This window comes from Palaeococcus sp. (in: euryarchaeotes) (genome assembly GCF_053987695.1).
In genome coordinates this window covers 1-19,534 of record NZ_JBMXHE010000071.1, presented here as the reverse complement: position 1 = coordinate 19,534, position 19,534 = coordinate 1, and the positions used below count along the sequence as shown (strand labels likewise).

The following is a 19,534-nucleotide window of genomic DNA, read 5'->3' as shown; positions in this document are numbered from 1 at the left end:
TGGAAAAGTTTACGCTTTAAATCTCATGTTTGTTTAAATAAGCGCTAAAATCAGCCCTGTTCAAATAAGGGGTAAACTCAGCCCGGCTTGAATTGTTTTTTATTTTTTAATTTTTACTCGCAAAAGTGTTCTATTATCCTTTTTATTATTTTTGAAGTCTTTGCTATATCCTTTTTATACACGTAGGGGATCCTAATAACCTCTGCATTGATCCCATGCTTTTTCAGCCCTTCTTTGAGCTTTAAAACATCAAAGTCCTGGTCAGGTCCGAGGGCAATTATGTCTGGTTCTAGCTTTTTAACAAGTTCAAAGCTCAGAGCACCAGGTTCTCCTATTACAACATCATCCACTGGCTTCAGAGCTTTCAACACCTCCGCACGCTCGTACATGGAGTTTATGGGCTCTCTTCCTTTTCTCCTCCTAACAGTCTCATCATGGGCGACTATGACGACTAATTCATCTCCAAGCTTTTTTGCTTGGGTGAGAAAATGGATGTGCCCCACGTGCAGTATATCAAAAACTCCCCCAACCAGAACGCGAATCTTTTTTTCTTGCCTCATTTAGATCACCGGCTTGCGGAGTACACTGTGAGCTCCCAAATTTTATCTTTGGCATGGTGTATGTTTTTAACAGCTTTTCCTCTCTTCTTTTCTATCATTTCTTTGCCGCTCATTAGGGCTATTCCTATCGCCAGGGGTCTCCCAAAATCTTCCTCCACCACAAAAACAAAATCTCCTTCCTTTATTTCCTCATCAGCATCTGTAATGCCTGGTGCCATTACATCGGCGCCGCTCAAGACATATGGAACGGCACCCTGATCAACGACGACCTTTCTCTTCCAGGTTCTCAAGTCCTCCTCATTCGAAATCTCGTAGAGCGTTGAGACCAGGGGGAAAATTAGCCCCTCACGCTTTATGAACCGGGGTTTTCCATTTACAAGTATTATCCTGGTCGTCTTATCGATGGTCGCTATCTCAATGCTGTCTTTCTTTCTAACAAGCTTTTGGGCAACTTCTTCTCCAAAGATATTACCCATATCCCTTATGAGGTTTTTAACATCCTTCTTGCTGAGGAACTGCCTCCCTTTAAACTCCATTCTCTATCTCCTCCGCTATTCTTCTTGCGCTCTCCCCGGGGTTCTTGCTTTTATATATGCTCCTCCCCACAATTATGTAATCAGCGCCGGCTTTTAAAACTTCCACACTTCCTCCCTGGGCGCCAACCCCGGGTGTCAAAATTTTTATCTCTCTATTGAGCCGCTCTCTTATGTATCTCACCCTCTCAGGTCTCGTAGCAGGTGCGATAACTCCAAAGGGCTTCAGTTCATTTGCCATCTCTATGAACCTATCTGTATTTGGTTGAATGAACTCCCTAGCGCCCGGATGGCTCATTTCAACTACAAGTATAACCTCCCCTTCCTCCTGAATTGCCTTTATGCTATCCCTTCCAACGAATGCGTGGGCTATTATGTAATCGGCTCCGACTTCAAAGGTTTTCTTCGCTATGAGCCTGTTTGTGTTGGGGATATCGGCAACCTTAAAATCCGCTATTATTGGCAATCCAAATTTTTTGAGCTCTCCAATTATTCCAAGCCCACTGCCCAAAATTAGGGGCCAGTTGACTTTTATGCCCCAGAGATATTCTTTAGTCTCTTCAGCTATCCTGATGGCTTCTTCCCTATCATAAACATCCAGCGCAAGGATTATCCTCTTCACCCTATCTCCCCCTATTCCGTAATGCTGATAAGTTCCTTGGGAAGTTCATCTCTCTTGAGAAATAGAGCCACATGAAGGACACTCTTCAGTGCTTGATGCCTCTCGCTGCTCCATGTCACGGCTATCAAATCCCCTTCTCTGGCATCAACTTTTAAATCCCGTGCCAGATCAGGAAGTGTTTCCTTTAATGCCCTTCCATCCTCCGGGAACACAATCTCCCCATTTTTCACAACCAAGATCATTGCACCCCGGGCAAAAAAGCGTATTGCCTCGTCCCTGAGTTCAATGCTCTTGAATTCGGGCGGATTATGGACGGCTAGGGCATAGGTGCTCATATTCTCTATCTTCGAAACTACCCTTGGTTCGGAGAATAGCTTTTTAATCTTTTCAAACTCTATCTTCCCCTTTTCACTTAAATAGTGTCCCCTTTGCTTTGATTCAATTAATCCAAGCGATGAGAGTTTTTTCAAAAGCGTCCTAACGCTCCCCTCTCCCAAACCAAGCTCCTCAGAAATCTGCTTCCTCCCCTTCGGTTCCTTCAGTATGAAAAGTGTTGCCACGACATCCTCAAGCGTGAACTCCGGATAGGCTCCCCGTTTCCAGCTCATTTTTTCACCTCTCGAACTTAGTATATTTTTTGATAAATAAAACTTGTGCCCGAATTCCGGATACTGTGGTAATGTCACCAATAATTATGATTCCTCCACAGACCAACCTTTATCCCGGCAGCATGGAATTCCAAAAGGATATAAAAAATGCCGTCGACAAATGATTGATGGAAGCTAAGGATAAGATATCAGACATCATAGAAGCCTATGCCCTTAGAATAAGGGCTCTGGGTTATCCAATTGTTTCCAAGGCTCTGGAAGTGTGGAAATCCCGGATAATGTCTGAAGATGTGGATTTCACCGAAAAGGACGTTCTTTTCGATGAATATCTCCACCTCCTTGCGGATGTTGAACTGAGTAAAATTCCCAGAGAGGATAAGAATAAGCTCCTCCAAACCCTCTGGAAGTGTGGAAGTGAAATTGAAGATGTGCTCGTCAGAGAGGGGTTTATTAAGCCACCTTATCTCTTTATAGGTAAGAAGCCGAGGAGACTCAGGCACATTGTAAGCCCGTGGCTCCTGCTGGGTCTCTTCCTATCCTTCCTCCTCATAGGGATGTCCTTCTCGGTTATATCAAACTTCTCAAATCATGAGACAATCGAGGTCAATGAGACAATCGAGGTTAACCCCATGATATGCGAGCATGAGGTCTACTGGAGGTACAACTTCCAGAGGGCTATTTATTGTGTTTTCCAGGGGAACACATTAAAAGAGGTATCAAAAATTGCCCAAAGTTTGAAGGGGAAGAATGAACTCCAGACATGCCATAACATATTATCACTAACCGCCCAATTTCCCTATGATCCAACGAGGGAATTTAGGAACGATGTCTTTATTCAGACCCCTATGGAGACCCTTCAAATGAGAAGCGGTATATGTAGCGATTTTGCCCTACTTACAGTCGCTCTCCTACTTGATAATAATATAAGTCCAGTTTACCTTCTTCATGTAGAGTTCAAGCGGGATATTCCGGGAGGAGGTCATGCGGTAGCGGCTGTGAATATAAATGGCACCTACTACGTCTTAGATCAATATCCGCCGCCTAAACCTCTGTATGAGTTCCTCTCAAACTTTGACGGGATCAAGGAGATTTCGAAAGTTACAATCTATGAGGTAGATAAAAACCGGGGTATCAAAAAAATCAGGATTCTGAAAGCTAGGGAGTATAGAAACAATCCAGTTCCCTATTTCATGCTTCTACTAGCTTTTGGAATCGTGTGGAAAAAGAGGGAAGATTGGATCTTTATCTAGCCCTTCTCTTTCTGTTGCACTCCATATTCAAACAAACCTCATATTCCCTATTTCCCTCTTTGATTTTTACTATGGGAGCATTTCCACATTCGGGGCAAACTTTCCCTGTCGGTATAATCTCCCCCCTTTGGAGGAGAGGATATGTAACGTTGCAGTTTGGCCAGTTCGAACATCCAACGAAGCGTTTTCCCGTTCTCCTGTTATAGCGAACTATTAAGTCACCTCCACACTTAGGACACTTGCCCACTACCAAGGGTTCCCTTTTCTTCAACTTGCTTTCAGCACCTGCTTTGATTTCCTCCTGTTCTTCAAGGCTGAGCTCTCTAGCTTTACTCGCTTTTGATCTGGGCTTTGTATTATTGTCTATAAGCTTTTCAAGGAGGGCTTTTCCTATTTCGAGCTCTCTCTCTTTGAATTCCTTCAAAATTCTGGTGAGCTGCTCCCGGGCGTTCTCAATCACCTTTTCCTTCTCAATTTTGCGCTGCATTATCTCTTCCATCTTCTCCTCAAAGGATCGGGTGAGTTCAACGCTTACAATACTCGGTACACTTCTCTCAAGAGCATCAACGACCTTCATACCAAGAGGCGTCACCCTGATTTTTCGTTTTCCCTCAATATATCCCCTTGAATAAAGGGTTTCCAGAATCTGGGCTCTTGTAGCCTTGGTTCCTATCCCCAAATCCTCCATCTTTTTAATAACGCTTGCTGGGGAATATCTTGCAGGAGGCTTTGTTTTCTTCTTTTCACGCTTTATTTGAAGGACATTTACAGATTCACCCTCTTTAAATGTGGGCAGCAAAACATCATCGAATTTCACATATCTGCCGTAGATCTTGAGCCATCCCTCTCTCAACGTGCGGGCACCGCTGAGAATAAAGCGGTGATTGTTTGAGCGTATAAATACCTTCATGATTTCCCTTAAAGCAGGATCCGCAAAAGCCGATAAAAACCTCCTGACGATTAAATCATAGATATTCTGCTCATCCTTGCTAAGATCTCCGGGTTTTGGTATCTCCCCCGTAGGATAAATTGCAGGGTGGGCGGGATCATCTTTTTTACCCTCTACAGGCTTTAGAACTCCTTTCCCCAAAAGTCCATGTGCATGGGGCTTATACTCCGGCATCTTTGCAAGGTTCTGAAGTATGTTCCGAAAGTTCAGGTTTTTTGGAAGTTTTTGGGAGGAAGTGCGGGGATATGAGCATAGACTGCGCTCATACAGGCGCTGTGCAATCTCCAGTGTCTTTTTTGGCGAATAACCAAAGGCAGAGTATGCCTCTCTTTGGAGGGTCCCCAAATCGAAGGGATGAGGAGGTTTTCGCTGTTGCTGGTTTACTTCAATTTTTTCAACAAAAGCAGGTCCCTTCCTTGCCTCACCAACTATGCGCTTTGCCTCATTCTCATCGAGGATGCGCTCTTTCTCATAATTTGCGGTGTACTTTTTCCCGTCCTTCTCAAGAACCATCCTGATGACCCAGTAGGGAGTGGGTTTGAAGTTTGCTATCTCCTTCTCCCTCTCCACGAGGAACTTTAAAGTGGGTCCCTGGACACGTCCGGTTGAGAGCACCACCCACTTTCCGCTCGCTCGTCTTAAAGCGGAGCTCAATGCTCTTGAAAGGTTCACACCCCAATACCAGTCCAGAACATGTCTGGTTATCCCGGCATCTGCCATTCCAAAGTTTATGGTGGGCTCGAGGTTGTACCATGCTCTTATTAGGTCTTTCCTTGTTAATGCCGAGAACTTCATGCGCTTTGCCTTCGATGGGTCGACACCGCAGGCGTATTTTAGGGCGGTGTATCCAATTACCTCACCTTCCGTATCATAATCGCACGCCACGATGAATTCATCTGCCTGCTTGGCCAGAGCCGCGAGCGTTTTAACGTAATCCCTCACATAGCTCTTGCCCTTCTCGGCAGAATAAACAGGAACCCATTCTATATCAAATATGGGGTAACCATAGACTTTTATCTTGGGTGCCAGAGTGTAGAGATGCCCAACGGCGGGTGCAACTATGACCTTTTTACCATCTCTCATCAGTTCATAATAGGGTACTTTATTCATGCTCTTTCTGATGGGTTTTCCCTCAGCAAGGGCATATGCAATTTTTTTGGCTACGTTTGGCTTTTCTGCTATTATCAGAGTCGTCATGTTGACCTCCCCCATAAAATAGAAGTCCATGTTTAAAAAGTTAGCCGAGCTCGAAGGGGAGCTTCAGCCCGAGTTCTTCGGCTTTTTCCTTTATCCTTTCCAAGGGAACTATGGCGCTTCTTGCACCGATCCTCTGCACGGTTAAATATGCCAGAAGGGTTCCGAGGAGTGCGGCATCCTTAAGCTCCCATCCATTCAGAATGCCGTAAATTATGCCAGCATCGAATGAGTCGCCAGCTCCCGTCGTATCCAGCACGTTAGCATGCAGCTTTGGGGTTGTGCAGATATCTCCATTTTCATCTCTAATCAATGCCCCGCCGCCGTTAAGCGTTACTATCACGTTCTTCGCCTTCACGTCCGTGATCCTATTGAGTTCCCCAAATTTCCGTCTGAACTCATCCTCATTCATCAGCAAGTATGTTACATTCTCCTCCACTTCTCCCGGAAGTTCCGCTTCCCCTATATCCAAAGAAACGCTTATACCCCCCTCATAAGCAAAGCTCACGGCATCCTCTATTATCTCCTTTGGATTGGAGGACAGATGGATGTGGCGTGTATTTGATAGATATTCAAAATCGAGCTCCTTGTAAGCATTTGCACCGCTGAACTTCACAATCCTCTTATCCTCACCCTTTATCATTGCAATCGCAACTCCAGAATAACCCCTGACAATTTTTATCCTTGACGTATCAACGCCAATTTTTCTGAAATAGTTTATATGTGCCTCTCCAATCTCATCACTTCCCACGGCACCTATAAAACCTGTTTTCAAACCCATGACAGCGAGCCAAGAAATGGTGTTTGCTGCGGCTCCGCCCAAACCAAAGAACGCGTCCTTAGCCGGGAGTTTCTCATGAAACCCGGGGAATCTGTCCACGAGCATGATTATATCATAGTTCAAATTACCTATTCCCACAACATCCATGTTCCCACCCTTAACTCTAACCTATGCATCTCCTTGGATTTAAGCTTTCCCTTGCTCTGACTTGGGGAGATCGGAGCACCAAGGTTTCCTGAGATAACATTTTTAACTTTAAATCTGCAATGTTAAGATATGAAATTCCTGGTTATAGGACATCTTACGAGAGATATTCTGATAAAAGGGCGAAGACGTTCTGAGAGGGTTGGAGGGGGTGCCTATTACTCCGCTCTGGCTTTATCAACCTTTGGAGAGGCTACGGTCTTAACCAAACTTGGAGGGGATTTTCCGAAACAGTTTTTGAATGAATTTGAGAAGAGGGTCAAACTCATGGTGCTCCCTTCAAAGGAGACCACGACCTATGAACTAACGTATTTAAATGAGAATGAGAGGATCCTGCGGCTTCTCGCAAGAGCTGAGGAGATAAAGCCTCACGAGCTTCCCGAGCTAAGAAAATTCGATCTGATTCTGGCAAATCCTGTTGCACGTGAAATATCTGTTGAGACTTTGGAAATTCTAAAAAGGGCATATCTAGCGTTGGATCTTCAGGGTCTCGTGAGGGAGTTTAATGATGGTGTCGGGATAGGGAAGATTGAGCCCGGGCATTTGAGGGGAGTTAAAATTCTTCACGCCGACGCAAACGAGATTTCCGCCTTGGGAAGCCTTGAAAATGCCATTGACTCCTTGAAGGGCAATGTTGAAGTCGCTCTAATCTCTGATGGCAGCAACAGGGGAATTGCGCTTAGAAAGGGGAAGGTTTACGCCTACTATCCACCAAGGGTTAGTGTTAAAGACTCTACAGGGGCGGGAGACACTTTTCTTGCAGCTTTTTCGTATTTTTACAGAGAACGTCCTTTCATTCCGGCGTTAAAAATAGCCAATGCATTTACGGCACTCTTTCTAGAAAGGAGGAACTATAATTTCACAATGGATGAGGTCTCTGAAAAAGCCCTTGAAGTCAGGATTGAGGAAATTTAGGCTCAGCATGTGTCGATCCCGGGCATCAATACCCCAAAGGCCAATGCCGGATATATTATGGAGGGAGACCTTAAAAAGATTACAGCACGTTCAAATATTTATGCACCTGAAAGCTCAGTCCCACGTTCTCCCGCCCCATAACTTTTGCCGCTGTTCTATAGAGCTCCATAAGTCTTTCCTGTGATATATCCATTGGTTCTCTCGGCTGAATTGCCAGAGGTGCAACCCCCTTAAGAAGTTTTGCATACCACTCCACATTTTCAATTTTTGTTTCCCCTGTAACAACGAGCTTTGCATATGTCTTTGCCCCGGCTTTTTTGAGTATTTTTATGCTTTCGATTTCCCTTAAAACGAGGTCTTTCCAATCTTTTGCTGCCTTCGCCGTTTCGTCTTTTATATCAACGCTCGCATAATCGGTTAGATGAGCTATCCTCTCAATTCTCTTGGGCTGACTTCCGCTGGTTTCAAGGAAGTTCCTGAAGCCGAGCTCCTTCATTCTCTCCATAACTTGCTTTAAAGCCCTCTGAAGTGTTGGTTCTCCCCCCGTGTAGCTTATTGAGTGTATATCCCCCGTGTCGAGGCGCAGGATGGCATCAACAACATCTTCAACATCTGCAGGGTTGGGTTTGTATTCAAAGTGCCCGGAGAAAGGTTCTATCTCATAGCGCCATTTTTTAACCTTTGAGGCGATTATATATCTTCTGGAGTCGCACCACTCACATTTAAGGTCGCATCCGGCGAACCGCACGAATATCTGCCTTCTTCCAAAGGCGCTTCCATCGAGGCTCCCTCCTTCGCCCTGCCAGCTGTTGAAAATTTCGGCAAGAACAACCTTCACCCCTCAACTACCTCCACTTTCTTTCTGTCTAAGAGAATCCTCCACGTTATATATGCTCCTATCTTCACAATCAGGGAGATCCTACCTTTGGATGATACCAAAAGCCTTGCCTGCGCCAGACCTTCATTCTGTTCAAGCTCCCTTATCAATCGCTTAAAAAGCTCCTTCCCATCCTCAATCATGTCATCCATTAAAGAAGCCTCATTTTCTTCGTGTATCCCAATCACTGCATTTTCTTCCCATAACCTCAGGAATATCTCTTTTAAATCACCCCTGACCGTGTAAATTCTGTATATATCCTCAAATTTTTCCTGCTTCTCGAGCTCTACCTTTATCTCCATAAAGATCCCTATTCATGCTACCCGTGAAACCTTAAAGTCCTTTTGCAAAGCAAAACCTTAAAAGCGGAAGGATTTAGGTGAACCTAAGAGGTGATGAGAATGCCAATTTTTGAGACCCAGGAGGAGGTTCCCCTTATCAAGGAAAAACTCCAGCGTGTCGGAATTACCAATTTGAGGACGGTTGCGAAGATAAACTGGAAAGGGAAGGTGTATACATTTATTCCTGAATTTGAAATCACGATAGATGTGCCTGAGGAGAAGAAAGGCATTCACATGAGCCGCCTTGTGGAGAGCATTACAGAGACCATGAGCGAGGCAGTGGAGGAAGAAGTTGCGAGAGCCCACACATCCCTGGAAGAACTCGGAAGATGCATAATAAAACGTCTGGAAAGGAAGCACTCCCATAAGAGGGCTGAAGTGTGGATTAGAACGCAGCTGATCCTTGAGAGAGAAACACCTGCTAGCAGAAAGGCAACCTTTGAACCCTACAATGTTGAGGTCGGCATAATAAAACGGGAAGATGGAACTTTTGAAAAGGTGCTGCGGGTGGAGGTGTTTGGAAATACGGTTTGCCCCCATGCCATGGCGAACAATGAGGGTAGGACGCATATACAGAGGGCTATAGCAAAACTCGAAGTGAAGGGTGATTACAGAGAGGAGATAGCCCTTGAAGACATGATCGATGTGGTTGAGGGTTCTTTCAGCTCTCCCACATATACCCTGCTGAAAACTGTGGATGAAAACGCCGTTGTGAGGAGAATGTATGAGAACCCAAAATTTGTTGAGGACGTTGCGAGAGAGATCATGTTTAAAGCAAAGCAGCGCTTCAGAGGGAAGATCCATGTTAAGGTTGTGAGCAACGAGAGCATACACAAGCACGATGTCATAGCTGAAACGTGGGGTTCATCTCCCTAGGACTATCCCTTTCCTCCCTATTTCAAAAGGTATCCACCTTTTGGAATGTGTCGTTCTCTTCATCCCGTAAATCCTCAGAAATCTCCTCCCATCTTCCGTGAGTTTGAGCTCTATTACTCCATCCGCAAGGGCGTTGAGCATTGCCTCAACATCAGGATTGGAATTGAGCTCAATGAACCATATCTGTTTTGTTTTCAAGGTAAAATCTTTCAGAAGTGAGAAAAATTCATAGACGATGCCCTTCTCCATTCCAAAGAAGAGAGAGTTCATTGAGGATATGAAACCTGTGATATAGGGGTGTGGTTGTTCCATCAGGAATTTTAGGGCGGTGTCCTTTATTGCATCCATGAACTGGATAATATCCCAGGGATCCGAGATTATAGGTTCATTGAGCAAAGAAGAGCGCCTGCGGCGCAGGGAGAATATGTCTATCAGCTGAATCCTCTCCTGAAATCCTGAAAAGTCCATTCCAAGTTCTTGGGTGAATGTTAAAAAATCCTCCTTGGAGTCATCTGCAAGGATTCCAATAACAGGAGTACCGGACTTCACCTGATTATACGCTATCTGGCTTATAAAGACGCTTTTTCCAGATTTTGGGCATCCCTTCACAAGAACTGTGCTTCCGAGTGGTATCCCACCTTGAATTACCCCATCGATTATTCCGGTAGGGATCCTTATCAAACCCTCTGAACTGCCCATTTTAATCCCTTCCTTTATATGGCATGTGAATTTAATACACTTGCGGTTTCCTTCAAATGGACATCGAAGCGAAAAGATTTTATATTTATTGAAACAACCTTTCTATGCATTGATCAGAGGTGATGCGCATGCATGAACTTGTTGAATTTGCAGTCGAAAAGGCCATGGAACTCGGCGCTTCTTACGCGGAGGCAAGGTTTGAGGAGAAAAACGGGACGGAAGTCGTAATGAAAAACGGCAATCCTGAAGGGCTTGGAATCCTTGCGGACAGAGGTATGGGCATCAGGGTTCTTGTGGATGGGGGTATGGGCTTCGCAAGCACAAATGTGCTGACGAAGGAGAGCGTTTTCAAAGCGGTTAAAAAAGCCGTAAAGCTTGCAAGAGCTGCCTCCAAGGTAAGGAGGAGACCGGTAGAATTCAGCGAGGAGAACTTCCATGAAGTTTTCTACGAGGTGAAGATGAGGAAAGATTTCCGGGACGTAAGTGCGGAGGAGAAAATGGACTATCTGAAGAGAATTGAGGAGAGCGTTTTAGGATCGGGCATAACGGTGCCAATGCGCTTTTTGAGCTACCGTGATTTCATATGGCACAAGATTTTCATGAACAATGAAGGTGCCCTAGTTGAGAGCATTATTCCAAGAGTTTCCATAACGTACAACCTCGTCGTTTTTGAGGAGGGGCAGATGGAGCAGGCTCCCTTTGTCCAGAGAGCATTTTCCGGCGGACTGGAGCTTATAGAAAAGGATGAGCCATGGGAGAGGGCACTCAACGATGTGAAGGCACTCCAGAGGCTTATAAAGGAGGGAAAAGAACCTCCGGAGGGCAAGGTCGACATTGTCATAAGCCCAGAAGTCGCTGGGATAGCCGTCCATGAGAGTGTCGGGCATCCCTATGAGCTCGACAGGATAATGGGAAGGGAAGCAGCTCAGGCGGGGGAGAGCTTTGTAAAACCCGAAATGCTCGGCGAGCGTATTGGGAGCGATGCCGTTACCGTCATAGAAGACCCGACGATACCGAACAGCTGGGGCTTCTACCTCTATGACGACGAGGGAGTGAAGGCGAGGCCGCGCTATTTGATAAAGAATGGCATAATAAACGAGTTCCTCATGAACAGGGAGTATGCGGCTTACCTCGGAATGAGCTCAAACGCCTCTGCAAGGGCTATAAACTACAACCGCGAGCCGATAGTTAGAATGGCAAACACCTACCTGGCTCCGGGCGATTACTCCTTCGAGGAGCTGATTGAGGACGTAAAGCTCGGTGTTTATATGGTATCTTTCAATGAGTGGAACATCGATGACCGCAGATACCAGCAGCGCTACATTGGAAGGGAGGCGTATCTCATCGAAAACGGGGAGATAAAGCACCCGGTCAGAAAGCCAATCCTTGAAATCACCACGAAGGGTCTCTGGAGCAGCGTAGATGCCGTCGGAAAGGAAGTCGAAATGTTTCCGGGAACATGCGGAAAGGGCGAGCCCGGTCAGGGCGTCCCGGTCTGGATGGGCGGAGCACCGGCGAGGTTGAGGGACGTGGTTCTTAGGAGGTGATGTAATGTTGGAGATCAATGAGCTTATATTGAAGAAGGCAAAAGAGCTTGGCTTCGGTGATGTCGTCGTTCTCAGTCATGAGGAAAGCAGGCGTCAGGTGCGATTTGCCAACAGTGAAATAACCGTTGCAAAGAACTGGCACTCAAGGAAGGTGGAGCTCTTCGTGGAGTATGAGAAGAGGATAGGGTCGACAACACTCATGACACTCGATGAGGAGACCATCGAGAGGAGCCTGAAGACCCTTCTAGCCAGCGTTAAGAGCCTCTCACCAAAGGAGGACTACTACGGAATAGCCGAGGGGCCCTTTAAGTATAGAGACATTCCCGAGACCTTCGATAAAGCCATAGTCGAGCTGGACGAGCCGAACGAGTACGTCGAGCGGGCAATAAATGCGGCACTTGAGGAAGGAGCGAAGCGCGTCGCGGGCGTCCTCTACACAGACCACAACAGGCTTTACCTGAGCACGAGCAACGGCGTTGAGGCATTTGATGAGGGGACGGGCATAGAGATAAGCGTTAGGGCGTTTATAGGCGATGAGGAAAGCGGCCACGGAACGAACTCTGTGAGGGTTTTGAAGAAGTTCGACCCTGAATCAGCCGGAAGGAAATCCGGAGAGATAGCAAAGCTTGCCGTTAATCCTGCTCAGGGTGAAGCCGGAACCTTTGACGTTATCTTCGACCCGTTGGCATTTGCAAACATCATGAGCTACATGAGCTTCATGGCGTCGGCTTTTGCAGTTGAAGCCGGCTTCAGCTTCCTCGTGGGCAAACTCGGGCAGAAAATCGGCAGTGACCTCGTCACCATAAAGGACATCGGCAACATGCCAAACGCTTACGGTACGAGGAAGTTCGATGATGAGGGCGTGCCGACCGGGGAAACCACGATTATTGAGGATGGGGAGCTCAAAACGTATCTCCTCAACACCAGCATGGCGAGGAAGTACAAGAGGGAAACCACGGCAAATGCGGGTTTAATAATGCCGAGGGCCTGGAACATTCACGTAAAACCCGGCGATTACTCAAAGGAAGAGCTCTTCAGTGAAGTTAAGAGGGGAATTTATATAACAAACGTCTGGTACACGCGCTTCCAGAACTATGTTAAGGGGGACTTCTCGACAATCCCGAGGGACGGGGCATTTTTAATTGAAAATGGAGAGATAACAAAGCCCATAAGGAATATAAGAGTTAGCGACAACATGCAGCACATCCTCGAAGGGATAAATGCCCTTGGGAAAGAGCTCTACCACATCCACTGGTGGGAAGTTGATACTCCCGTTTTCACGCCCTACGTGCTTGTTAAGGACGTTGGGATAACGAAAGCAACGAAGTGATAATGCTCGTCCTTTAAATTTTTAGAATATTTTTAAGGCGCCGAGACTAGGTATCAGAGTTATCAATATGCTCAGCATACCCCCGATAAGAAGTGCAGTCATTGTTCTTCTTTTTTCCATTCCAAATATGTAGGCTGCTAAAGCACCCGTCCACACACCCGTTCCCGGGAGGGGTATTGCCACAAACACCGTGAGTCCTGGAACCCCCCATCTCTCAACGTAGGGGTGGGCTTTCCTCCTTACGCGCTGAACATACCTCAAATAAAGTTCCGCAAATTTTCCCAAGGGCGTGTCATCAAGATTCAGCATAACCCAGTCTATGAGCGGGAGAAGAAGGGGCAATGCCAAAGATAGGAGAAGTACTCCAAGGGATGCAATGATGAGGGTCTCAGCTACGGGGTATCCTCTCCCGATGCCGTAGACTATGGCATATCTTCCTTCAAACGTTGGCACGAGGGAAAGCATGAATACCTCCATGAACTCATTCAACCCTGAACACCCCCAACCTTAATTTTTGCATGATGGAATTGTAGATAGGAAGCCAGAGCTTAGCCGTGGATTCAACTATCACCGAAATCCAGAGACCGAGGACGAGGGCAAACAAAACATCACTGAACCAGTGAACATGTAAGAGCAGCCTCAAAAAGGCAATGAGAATTGCATAAAGCCACCACAGGGGCTTGTATTTGGGAAAACGCTCTCCCAAAAAGCATGCGAGAATCGATGCCCTTGTCGCATGCCCGGAGGGGAAAGCAAAATAGTCCGCATTTAAGAGCGCCTGGGCAAGAGAGAGATTTAGATAAGCTTCATTGGGTCGCGGCACCGCTGTAAGTGCCTTTAAAACCATCACAAAGAACATCCCGATGAAGAGGGATAGAATGAAGTTCAGGGTAAGGAAGTTTAACCTCCTCTCTCTGAGATCCCATGCCAAAAAGAGCAGGACGTAGAGCCCGAAGGCTCCAAAGCCCGCCGATTTTGTTAATATTGAGACCCAGGGTGTAGTTATTGAGGGTGTATGAGCGTATACATAGGCGTTAATTCCATTGAATAATCCCATCCATTCAACGGCAATCATGCCCGCTACTATGATGGTTAAAAATGTGAGGAACCGATTGTTCATATCCATCCCTTTGTCCTATCATGTTAATTAATCTTTTGTGCCCTGTCAATGTGGGATAGGGATGATAAACATTGGAGAGTACATAGCACTCATAAAGTCCCTGGACAACAGGGGACTGGAGTTTTTGGGGATAGCACTGGCTTTGTATTATACGAGCACCCTTATATATGCCCTTCGCTGGAAAACAGTGCTTGCAGGGATGGGGAGGGATATCCCCACATCCGAAGGCGATATGACCCTTGCGTTCGGATGGAATCCTAACATTGAACTCCTCGCGATAATATCCCTTGCCAATCTGCTCTTCGGATTGATGCCGTTCACCCCCGGAGGGGTGGGCATTGTGGGGGGCGTGCTGGAACTTCCGGCTTCCATGGGGGAATCCAGAGAATAATTCACAGCCGCTTAAAAGAGCCGAGAATTTATTTCGCACATCCTTGGGAGTTTGTTCCCATTAAGGGAGTGTGCTTTGAGTGTCGTTTCAACACGGGAGAGAAAGCTCTTGAACTGCTTGAAAAGCTCATAGAGTATTATAAAAATGAGAATGCCAAGTTTCTCTTGATGAGAGAGTATCTGAGGCTTTCATCCCTTGAGGATTTTGATATACCCATTTGTGGTGCTGACCCTTAGGACGTTCCTCCCATCCCCAAGAGTACCGGTCGCAGCTTTTGGACCATAGTGTTTGCCTGTTCCCATGACTTTAATCTCCTCAAAATCCGTGCTTATGTTTCCGTTTGTGGTTCTTACATCTACTGTGGCATTAAATTTGGGATGCAGGTGGAGGGTTATCGGTCCATTAACGGTGGTAATTTTGACCTTTTCTCCTATGGAGCCAAGATAAACCTCAATTTTTCCGTTGATGGTGCTGATATTCCCCAAGAGCTTCCCCACTTTCGCATTGATCTTCCCGTTAACTGTTTTTATGTTCCTTGCACAGTCAACATTAAGGCTTATAGGCCCATTAACAGTTTTTGCTTCCATACATCCTGAAACACCTGTTATATCTATGGTACCGTTTACGCTAACCACGCGCTTCACTTCCACTCCCTTTGGAGTCATAATCTCAAAATTTACCTTTGAACCTCCAAAGCTTATGTTAAACCCTTTTCTGTGCTCCGTAAATATCTTAAAGAGTTCTCCCTCTTTTCTGATCTTGACCTTTGGTTCACTTCCCAGAAGTCCCCAGCTCTTCTCTATCCTGAGCTTGAGAGTCTCTCCATCATACCCCCGGATCTTTATCATGCCATTCACATTTTCGAGCTCCAGCTTAACTTTTCCTACTTCATATTCCCTCTCATAAACTTCTATCATGCCATCACCTCCAAACTGTATTGTGTGCTCAAATGACATTTAATGTGTGGTCACTTTTGAACACCTGCTTCCTCATTGACCTTTTTCCAGTTCCTTCCGTAAAGGAAGGGGAGTTTTCCTTCTTCTATGATCCCTTCCCACTTTTCCATGAGCTTCCTTTCTTCTTCAAAAGCCCACAGTGTTAGTTCTTTGGATTTCTTATCTCGAAGTTCACGCTCCCTTTCGATGATCCTTGCCTGAATTGCATCCCTGTCTTTTGAAAACTCATGAAAGTATGTGCGGTAATTTGTTTGGAATCTCCTGTGAAATGCCTCAAAGCGCCACCAGTAACTCTTTGGATTGTATTTATCCGTCGGAGCTTCCCCTAAGTCCGGAAATGTACCATCGAAAAACATGGGCTTGAATATGCTCAGGCACGGAAGGGAGGTTCCTGTGAACCAGTGAGTGCTTAAGCTTTTTCTAAGCTCGGATATCTGGGATGAGGCTGTCTGTGAGGGTCTCGTTAGACCACCATAGTGCATGCATATGTCCTTCATTGAGCCATTAGCTGGCTCAAAAGGCTCTCTTTGATGCGAACGGAGGATCTCCATCATGTATTCAAGCGTGATCTCTCCCTCGGCTTCCCTGAGCTTTTTATACGTAAAAGCCCTTCTCTCCCTGCCATGGGCAAAATGGGTGTAAAATTTATCGGAAAAATAGCGGGCGAAGCTAAAGTTAGCCTTTTTAGAGAGCCTTTCCACACTATCGGATGCCAAGTCCCACTCATCTTCAATCGTCAGGGCATTTGAAATGGAGTAGACAGCATTAACTTTTTTAGCCACCCAGTGCCTCCCGGCGGTCTCAAGAACCCACGCCTCTCTGGGATCCGCTATTATGAAGGAGTTATGATAAAAGAGTTTATGCCTGTAGCTCCCGTTTCCTCCCTGACCATAATTTTCAATGAGTGAGACTATGAACTCAAGAGCTTCCCTTGAAGTCTTTGTTCTCTCAAGTGCTAGACGTATTATATCCATCCCAGTTATGCCTCTTTGAGATACCTTCAACTTTGTAAAAACCGCGGTATTTCCCATTGCCAGCCCGAACTCGTTTGCACCCATCTCGGCTCCCCACATCCACCAAGGGCGGGAGAGAAGGACGGCATAAGTCTCCCTCACCTGGGAGAATTCAACGTAGGTCAGCTTGACCTTCTCATCCTCATGCTTCATCCTCGGGATGAACTCCAAGATTTGAGCCTCGTTTGGCTCTCTATCGCTGTTTTTAGCAAAAATCATGATGCCTTTCTCTGTGGCTCTGGGCGTTGCAACCAGAATATCGCACATGCTAATCCCTTAGATTTATCGTCCTTCATCCTTTTATCCTTTGGGTTATCTTTTTAAAGACTTGGACAAATAATCCATCGATATCCATGAAGCGCATCCTGGCACTGTGCATTATTTCAGCATTCCTCATAATCTCCGCGGTATCGATAGGCTCGGTTAGTGTCCCCCTCATCAAAGTTCTTCAAAGTATAATCTACGGAATAAAAATGAACCTCGGATTTGGAGCTAAGAGTCCGGGAACAGGCGACACATATTTCACGATAATATGGGACATACGCTTCCCCCGTGTTCTCCTTGCCTATCTGGTAGGCTTTAGCCTCGCATCGGCGGGAACAGCTTCCCAAGCACTCTTCAAAAATCCTCTGGCTGATCCTTACATTCTTGGGATAAGCGGAGGAGCCTCTGTTGGAGCAGCTTTAGCAGCGATTTATTTTCCAAAATATATGGGTATGTTCGCCCTGATTTTTGCTCTCGCATCCGTCTATGTGGTTTACACGATTTCGAAGGTGGATGGGCATATCCCCGTGGACACACTTCTATTGGCGGGAATAGCCTTCGGGTTCTTTTCAAGTGCAATAACCTCTTATCTGGTGTATGTGGGACGTGAAAAGATTCATAATGCCATATTCTGGCTCATGGGGACGTTTAATGGTGCTTTATGGACTGATGTTAAACTGGTTTTCCTCTCGTCATTTACAGGATTTTTATTCCTCATCCTGCGCTGGAAGGAGCTCAATCTACTCCTCTTCGGAGAGGAAAGCATTGCCCTCGGTTTGGATGTGAGCTTTTACAGAAAGGCTATAATATTTGTGATCTCCCTTTTGACGGCATTTGCAGTGTCCACGAGCGGCATAATAGGGTTCGTGGGACTGATAAGCCCTCATGCAATGCGCATAATATTTGGACCCAATCACAAGAGGCTCCTTCCCGCGAGTGCGCTCTTTGGAGGAAGCTTGATGGTCATGGCTGATATGTTTGCAAGGATTTTAATAAAACCTCAGGAAATCCCTGTGGGAATCGTGACCGCTGTCTTTGGTGCCCCCTTCTTCATATATCTCCTCACAAAGAGGAAGAGAGGTGAAATCTATGCGTGAGCTCAGCGTTATGGTTTCTTTTTCTTATGGAGAAAAAAAAGTGCTTGAAAACGTTTCATTCTCTGCCAAGAAAGGAGAGCTTTTATCAATCATAGGACCAAATGGTGCTGGCAAAAGCACCCTCCTAAAGTGCATGGTGGGAATTTTAAAGCCCAAAGGAAGGATAGAGTTTGATTCCATCAATTTGATGGATTTGAAGCCCAAAGACAGGGCAAAGTTCATAACGTATGTACCTCAGAGTTCGGTTTCCGAGTTCGCCTTTACAATCCAGGAATTCGTAGAAATGGGGGCATATACCACGAGGGGAGATGTAGAGCGGGCTTTGAGGAAAGTTAACCTCTGGAATAGGAGGAGAGAATTGGTAACCAACCTGAGCGGTGGAGAGTACCAGCTGGTGCTGATAGCTAGAGCTCTGGCACAAGGGAGCGAAATAATACTTCTAGACGAGCCGACTTCCAACCTTGACATAAACCATTCTCTCAAGATAATGGAGATTTTAAGCGAGCTGAAGGGAGAGAAGCTCATTATAGCCGTGATGCATGACCTGAATCTTGCCTTGAGATATTCGGATAGGTTGATACTCCTCAGTAAAGGTAGGATAGAGTGGGAAGGCAGCTCAAATGAGCTCAAACCTGAAATTTTAGAGAAAGTTTATCATGTTAAAGCGAAAATTGTGGAGATCGAGGGAAATTCACTGGTTCTGGCGGATATTTAGTTCGTCAGAGGGTGTTTATTCATTATCCTTGTTTTCTTTTGTCAAAAGAGGAGGGTTGAAAAATTATTAAAATCGTGAGGGAGTAAAATTACTGCTCATGATGGAAGAACTTATAAGGGTCAAAGTTTAACAGAATGATGCAGAATCTCGTGAGGAAGCAACCATAATGTGGAGGGATGACATGAATGGAATGGTGGAATTGCGCGCTTTCACTTGAGGGGTTCACTGAGATGTGTGTTGGTAATCAAACGTTTACTGTGGAAGTGGAGCATGTTGGTTTGAGAGAACTTAAACTTCAAGCACTTTACAAGTTTGCTGAAGAGAACGGCGTGGACATGTTCTTTAAATACTTGAGTGAATACACATGGAATACGATGAAGCGCGTGTCTTACGAGGACGTGAAAAACCTCTTAATTGAGAATTCTCCCGTGCGAGATTATGTCAACTGGAGTGAGGCAACCTATTACCCACACTCAACACCAAGAGGGGGTGGATGAATGAAGAAGTTTATACTTCCGCTCTTTATTGTTCTCCTTATTTCTGCTGTTATTATTCTAAACCATAAGCATCAACCTGCCAGTACTCCACAGGTTCAGTGTCCTTTTCTCGTTCCTGCAAATGGAGTGAATGGGAGCGTTATCGCAAGCTTTGACGATACACTTATTATAAGAAGTGAAGGTAAGTTTTTCATG

At 45.7% G+C, this 19,534-nt stretch carries 23 protein-coding genes; 10 read left to right on the top strand and 13 right to left on the bottom strand.

Features of this window, described 5'->3' with window-relative positions; all coding sequences use genetic code 11:
- Positions 1–113: 113 nt before the first annotated feature.
- From ACXJGZ_RS06220 to ACXJGZ_RS06205, 4 genes are read right to left on the bottom strand one after another with little or no spacing between them, the layout of a single operon-like run.
- Positions 114–560: an FAD synthase family protein gene (locus ACXJGZ_RS06220; protein WP_456398647.1), complete on the bottom strand. Its 447-nt coding sequence runs from the start codon at positions 558–560 to the stop codon at positions 114–116.
- Between the two features lie 5 nt (positions 561–565).
- A complete protein-coding gene (locus tag ACXJGZ_RS06215; protein ID WP_456321369.1) occupies positions 566–1,096 on the bottom strand; it encodes an RNA-binding protein in 531 nt (176 codons plus the stop codon).
- Positions 1,086–1,715: an orotidine-5'-phosphate decarboxylase gene (gene pyrF / locus ACXJGZ_RS06210; protein WP_293253679.1), complete on the bottom strand. Its 630-nt coding sequence runs from the start codon at positions 1,713–1,715 to the stop codon at positions 1,086–1,088. The genes ACXJGZ_RS06215 and pyrF overlap by 11 nt, the downstream gene beginning before the upstream one ends.
- An 11-nt stretch (positions 1,716–1,726) precedes the next feature.
- Complete coding sequence (locus ACXJGZ_RS06205) at positions 1,727–2,323, bottom strand: DUF4443 domain-containing protein (RefSeq protein WP_456326007.1); 597 nt, start codon at positions 2,321–2,323, stop codon at positions 1,727–1,729.
- A 167-nt stretch (positions 2,324–2,490) separates the two neighbouring features.
- On the opposite strand from ACXJGZ_RS06205, the gene ACXJGZ_RS06200 reads away from it, so the two are divergent.
- On the top strand, positions 2,491–3,573 hold the full coding sequence (locus tag ACXJGZ_RS06200; protein ID WP_456398646.1) for a transglutaminase-like domain-containing protein: 1,083 nt from the start codon (positions 2,491–2,493) through the stop codon (positions 3,571–3,573).
- Here ACXJGZ_RS06200 and topA read toward each other — a convergent pair.
- Entirely contained in the window at positions 3,566–5,719 is a 2,154-nt protein-coding gene (gene topA / locus ACXJGZ_RS06195; RefSeq protein WP_456398648.1) for a DNA topoisomerase I, read from the bottom strand. The two genes, ACXJGZ_RS06200 and topA, sit on opposite strands and share 8 nt — an antisense overlap.
- A 40-nt stretch (positions 5,720–5,759) precedes the next feature.
- The gene (locus ACXJGZ_RS06190; protein WP_456398644.1) at positions 5,760–6,644 is read right to left on the bottom strand and encodes an ADP-dependent ribose-1-phosphate kinase; all 885 of its coding nucleotides are present in this window, start codon (positions 6,642–6,644) and stop codon (positions 5,760–5,762) included.
- A 129-nt stretch (positions 6,645–6,773) separates the two neighbouring features.
- Between ACXJGZ_RS06190 and ACXJGZ_RS06185 the strand changes: the two genes are divergently transcribed.
- Positions 6,774–7,616 carry a PfkB family carbohydrate kinase gene (locus ACXJGZ_RS06185; RefSeq protein ID WP_456398643.1) on the top strand — a complete coding sequence of 281 codons (843 nt, stop codon included), beginning with the start codon at positions 6,774–6,776 and terminating at the stop codon, positions 7,614–7,616.
- A gap of 79 nt (positions 7,617–7,695) precedes the next feature.
- On the opposite strand, the gene ACXJGZ_RS06180 is transcribed toward ACXJGZ_RS06185, so the two are convergent.
- Both ACXJGZ_RS06180 and ACXJGZ_RS06175 read right to left on the bottom strand, forming a co-directional pair.
- The gene (locus ACXJGZ_RS06180) at positions 7,696–8,454 is read right to left on the bottom strand and encodes a 7-carboxy-7-deazaguanine synthase QueE (RefSeq protein ID WP_456321364.1); all 759 of its coding nucleotides are present in this window, start codon (positions 8,452–8,454) and stop codon (positions 7,696–7,698) included.
- Entirely contained in the window at positions 8,451–8,795 is a 345-nt protein-coding gene (locus ACXJGZ_RS06175) for a hypothetical protein (RefSeq protein ID WP_456398642.1), read from the bottom strand. Before ACXJGZ_RS06175 ends, ACXJGZ_RS06180 begins: the two co-directional genes overlap by 4 nt.
- Before the next feature lie 99 nt (positions 8,796–8,894).
- Here ACXJGZ_RS06175 and ACXJGZ_RS06170 point away from each other — a divergent pair, with 99 nt between their 5' ends.
- Positions 8,895–9,710 carry a GTP cyclohydrolase IV gene (locus ACXJGZ_RS06170; protein WP_293253724.1) on the top strand — a complete coding sequence of 272 codons (816 nt, stop codon included), beginning with the start codon at positions 8,895–8,897 and terminating at the stop codon, positions 9,708–9,710.
- Here ACXJGZ_RS06170 and ACXJGZ_RS06165 read toward each other — a convergent pair.
- Positions 9,699–10,409, bottom strand: a complete 711-nt coding sequence (locus ACXJGZ_RS06165; RefSeq protein WP_456321362.1) for an RAD55 family ATPase — start codon at positions 10,407–10,409, stop codon at positions 9,699–9,701. The two genes, ACXJGZ_RS06170 and ACXJGZ_RS06165, sit on opposite strands and share 12 nt — an antisense overlap.
- Before the next feature lie 128 nt (positions 10,410–10,537).
- Between ACXJGZ_RS06165 and ACXJGZ_RS06160 the strand changes: the two genes are divergently transcribed.
- Both ACXJGZ_RS06160 and ACXJGZ_RS06155 read left to right on the top strand, forming a co-directional pair.
- Complete coding sequence (locus tag ACXJGZ_RS06160; protein ID WP_456326001.1) at positions 10,538–11,956, top strand: TldD/PmbA family protein; 1,419 nt, start codon at positions 10,538–10,540, stop codon at positions 11,954–11,956.
- Between the two features lie 4 nt (positions 11,957–11,960).
- Positions 11,961–13,286, top strand: a complete 1,326-nt coding sequence (locus ACXJGZ_RS06155; protein ID WP_456398641.1) for a TldD/PmbA family protein — start codon at positions 11,961–11,963, stop codon at positions 13,284–13,286.
- A 21-nt stretch (positions 13,287–13,307) separates the two neighbouring features.
- On the opposite strand, the gene ACXJGZ_RS06150 is transcribed toward ACXJGZ_RS06155, so the two are convergent.
- Both ACXJGZ_RS06150 and ACXJGZ_RS06145 read right to left on the bottom strand, forming a co-directional pair.
- Complete coding sequence (locus tag ACXJGZ_RS06150) at positions 13,308–13,775, bottom strand: COG2426 family protein (RefSeq protein WP_456321234.1); 468 nt, start codon at positions 13,773–13,775, stop codon at positions 13,308–13,310.
- Complete coding sequence (locus tag ACXJGZ_RS06145; RefSeq protein WP_456398640.1) at positions 13,768–14,412, bottom strand: phosphatase PAP2 family protein; 645 nt, start codon at positions 14,410–14,412, stop codon at positions 13,768–13,770. The genes ACXJGZ_RS06150 and ACXJGZ_RS06145 overlap by 8 nt, the downstream gene beginning before the upstream one ends.
- A 55-nt stretch (positions 14,413–14,467) precedes the next feature.
- On the opposite strand from ACXJGZ_RS06145, the gene ACXJGZ_RS06140 reads away from it, so the two are divergent.
- Positions 14,468–14,797 (top strand): hypothetical protein, encoded by a 330-nt coding sequence (locus ACXJGZ_RS06140; protein WP_456398639.1) that lies wholly within the window; start codon positions 14,468–14,470, stop codon positions 14,795–14,797.
- A 188-nt stretch (positions 14,798–14,985) separates the two neighbouring features.
- On the opposite strand, the gene ACXJGZ_RS06135 is transcribed toward ACXJGZ_RS06140, so the two are convergent.
- Positions 14,986–15,714, bottom strand: coding sequence for a DUF4097 family beta strand repeat-containing protein (locus ACXJGZ_RS06135; RefSeq protein ID WP_456321231.1), 729 nt, complete (start codon positions 15,712–15,714; stop codon positions 14,986–14,988).
- Positions 15,715–15,764: 50 nt separating this feature from the next.
- Positions 15,765–17,033 carry a C69 family dipeptidase gene (locus tag ACXJGZ_RS06130; protein WP_456325997.1) on the bottom strand — a complete coding sequence of 423 codons (1,269 nt, stop codon included), beginning with the start codon at positions 17,031–17,033 and terminating at the stop codon, positions 15,765–15,767.
- An 86-nt stretch (positions 17,034–17,119) separates the two neighbouring features.
- Here ACXJGZ_RS06130 and ACXJGZ_RS06125 point away from each other — a divergent pair, with 86 nt between their 5' ends.
- The 4 genes from ACXJGZ_RS06125 to ACXJGZ_RS06110 all read left to right on the top strand — a co-directional run.
- Positions 17,120–18,127 carry a FecCD family ABC transporter permease gene (locus tag ACXJGZ_RS06125; RefSeq protein ID WP_456325996.1) on the top strand — a complete coding sequence of 336 codons (1,008 nt, stop codon included), beginning with the start codon at positions 17,120–17,122 and terminating at the stop codon, positions 18,125–18,127.
- Entirely contained in the window at positions 18,120–18,842 is a 723-nt protein-coding gene (locus ACXJGZ_RS06120) for an ABC transporter ATP-binding protein (RefSeq protein ID WP_456321228.1), read from the top strand. Before ACXJGZ_RS06125 ends, ACXJGZ_RS06120 begins: the two co-directional genes overlap by 8 nt.
- 230 nt (positions 18,843–19,072) lie before the next feature.
- Positions 19,073–19,339, top strand: coding sequence for a hypothetical protein (locus ACXJGZ_RS06115; RefSeq protein WP_456398636.1), 267 nt, complete (start codon positions 19,073–19,075; stop codon positions 19,337–19,339).
- On the top strand, positions 19,340–19,534 hold a 195-nt coding region (locus ACXJGZ_RS06110), incomplete at its 3' end, for a hypothetical protein (RefSeq protein ID WP_456398634.1).

Excerpts from the sequence above, each read along its gene's own strand:
- ACXJGZ_RS06220 (WP_456398647.1), bottom strand. The coding sequence starts at position 560 with ATGAGGCAAGAAAAAAAGATTCGCGTTCTGGTTGGGGGAGTTTTTGAT.
- ACXJGZ_RS06215 (WP_456321369.1), bottom strand. The coding sequence starts at position 1,096 with ATGGAGTTTAAAGGGAGGCAGTTCCTCAGCAAGAAGGATGTTAAAAAC.
- ACXJGZ_RS06205 (WP_456326007.1), bottom strand. The coding sequence starts at position 2,323 with ATGAGCTGGAAACGGGGAGCCTATCCGGAGTTCACGCTTGAGGATGTC.
- ACXJGZ_RS06200 (WP_456398646.1), top strand. The coding sequence starts at position 2,491 with ATGGAAGCTAAGGATAAGATATCAGACATCATAGAAGCCTATGCCCTT.
- topA (WP_456398648.1), bottom strand. The coding sequence starts at position 5,719 with ATGACGACTCTGATAATAGCAGAAAAGCCAAACGTAGCCAAAAAAATT.
- ACXJGZ_RS06190 (WP_456398644.1), bottom strand. The coding sequence starts at position 6,644 with ATGGATGTTGTGGGAATAGGTAATTTGAACTATGATATAATCATGCTC.
- ACXJGZ_RS06185 (WP_456398643.1), top strand. The coding sequence starts at position 6,774 with ATGAAATTCCTGGTTATAGGACATCTTACGAGAGATATTCTGATAAAA.
- ACXJGZ_RS06175 (WP_456398642.1), bottom strand. The coding sequence starts at position 8,795 with ATGGAGATAAAGGTAGAGCTCGAGAAGCAGGAAAAATTTGAGGATATA.
- ACXJGZ_RS06170 (WP_293253724.1), top strand. The coding sequence starts at position 8,895 with ATGCCAATTTTTGAGACCCAGGAGGAGGTTCCCCTTATCAAGGAAAAA.
- ACXJGZ_RS06165 (WP_456321362.1), bottom strand. The coding sequence starts at position 10,409 with ATGGGCAGTTCAGAGGGTTTGATAAGGATCCCTACCGGAATAATCGAT.
- ACXJGZ_RS06160 (WP_456326001.1), top strand. The coding sequence starts at position 10,538 with ATGCATGAACTTGTTGAATTTGCAGTCGAAAAGGCCATGGAACTCGGC.
- ACXJGZ_RS06155 (WP_456398641.1), top strand. The coding sequence starts at position 11,961 with ATGTTGGAGATCAATGAGCTTATATTGAAGAAGGCAAAAGAGCTTGGC.
- ACXJGZ_RS06145 (WP_456398640.1), bottom strand. The coding sequence starts at position 14,412 with ATGGATATGAACAATCGGTTCCTCACATTTTTAACCATCATAGTAGCG.
- ACXJGZ_RS06140 (WP_456398639.1), top strand. The coding sequence starts at position 14,468 with ATGATAAACATTGGAGAGTACATAGCACTCATAAAGTCCCTGGACAAC.
- ACXJGZ_RS06135 (WP_456321231.1), bottom strand. The coding sequence starts at position 15,714 with ATGATAGAAGTTTATGAGAGGGAATATGAAGTAGGAAAAGTTAAGCTG.
- ACXJGZ_RS06130 (WP_456325997.1), bottom strand. The coding sequence starts at position 17,033 with ATGTGCGATATTCTGGTTGCAACGCCCAGAGCCACAGAGAAAGGCATC.
- ACXJGZ_RS06125 (WP_456325996.1), top strand. The coding sequence starts at position 17,120 with ATGAAGCGCATCCTGGCACTGTGCATTATTTCAGCATTCCTCATAATC.
- ACXJGZ_RS06120 (WP_456321228.1), top strand. The coding sequence starts at position 18,120 with ATGCGTGAGCTCAGCGTTATGGTTTCTTTTTCTTATGGAGAAAAAAAA.
- ACXJGZ_RS06115 (WP_456398636.1), top strand. The coding sequence starts at position 19,073 with ATGTGTGTTGGTAATCAAACGTTTACTGTGGAAGTGGAGCATGTTGGT.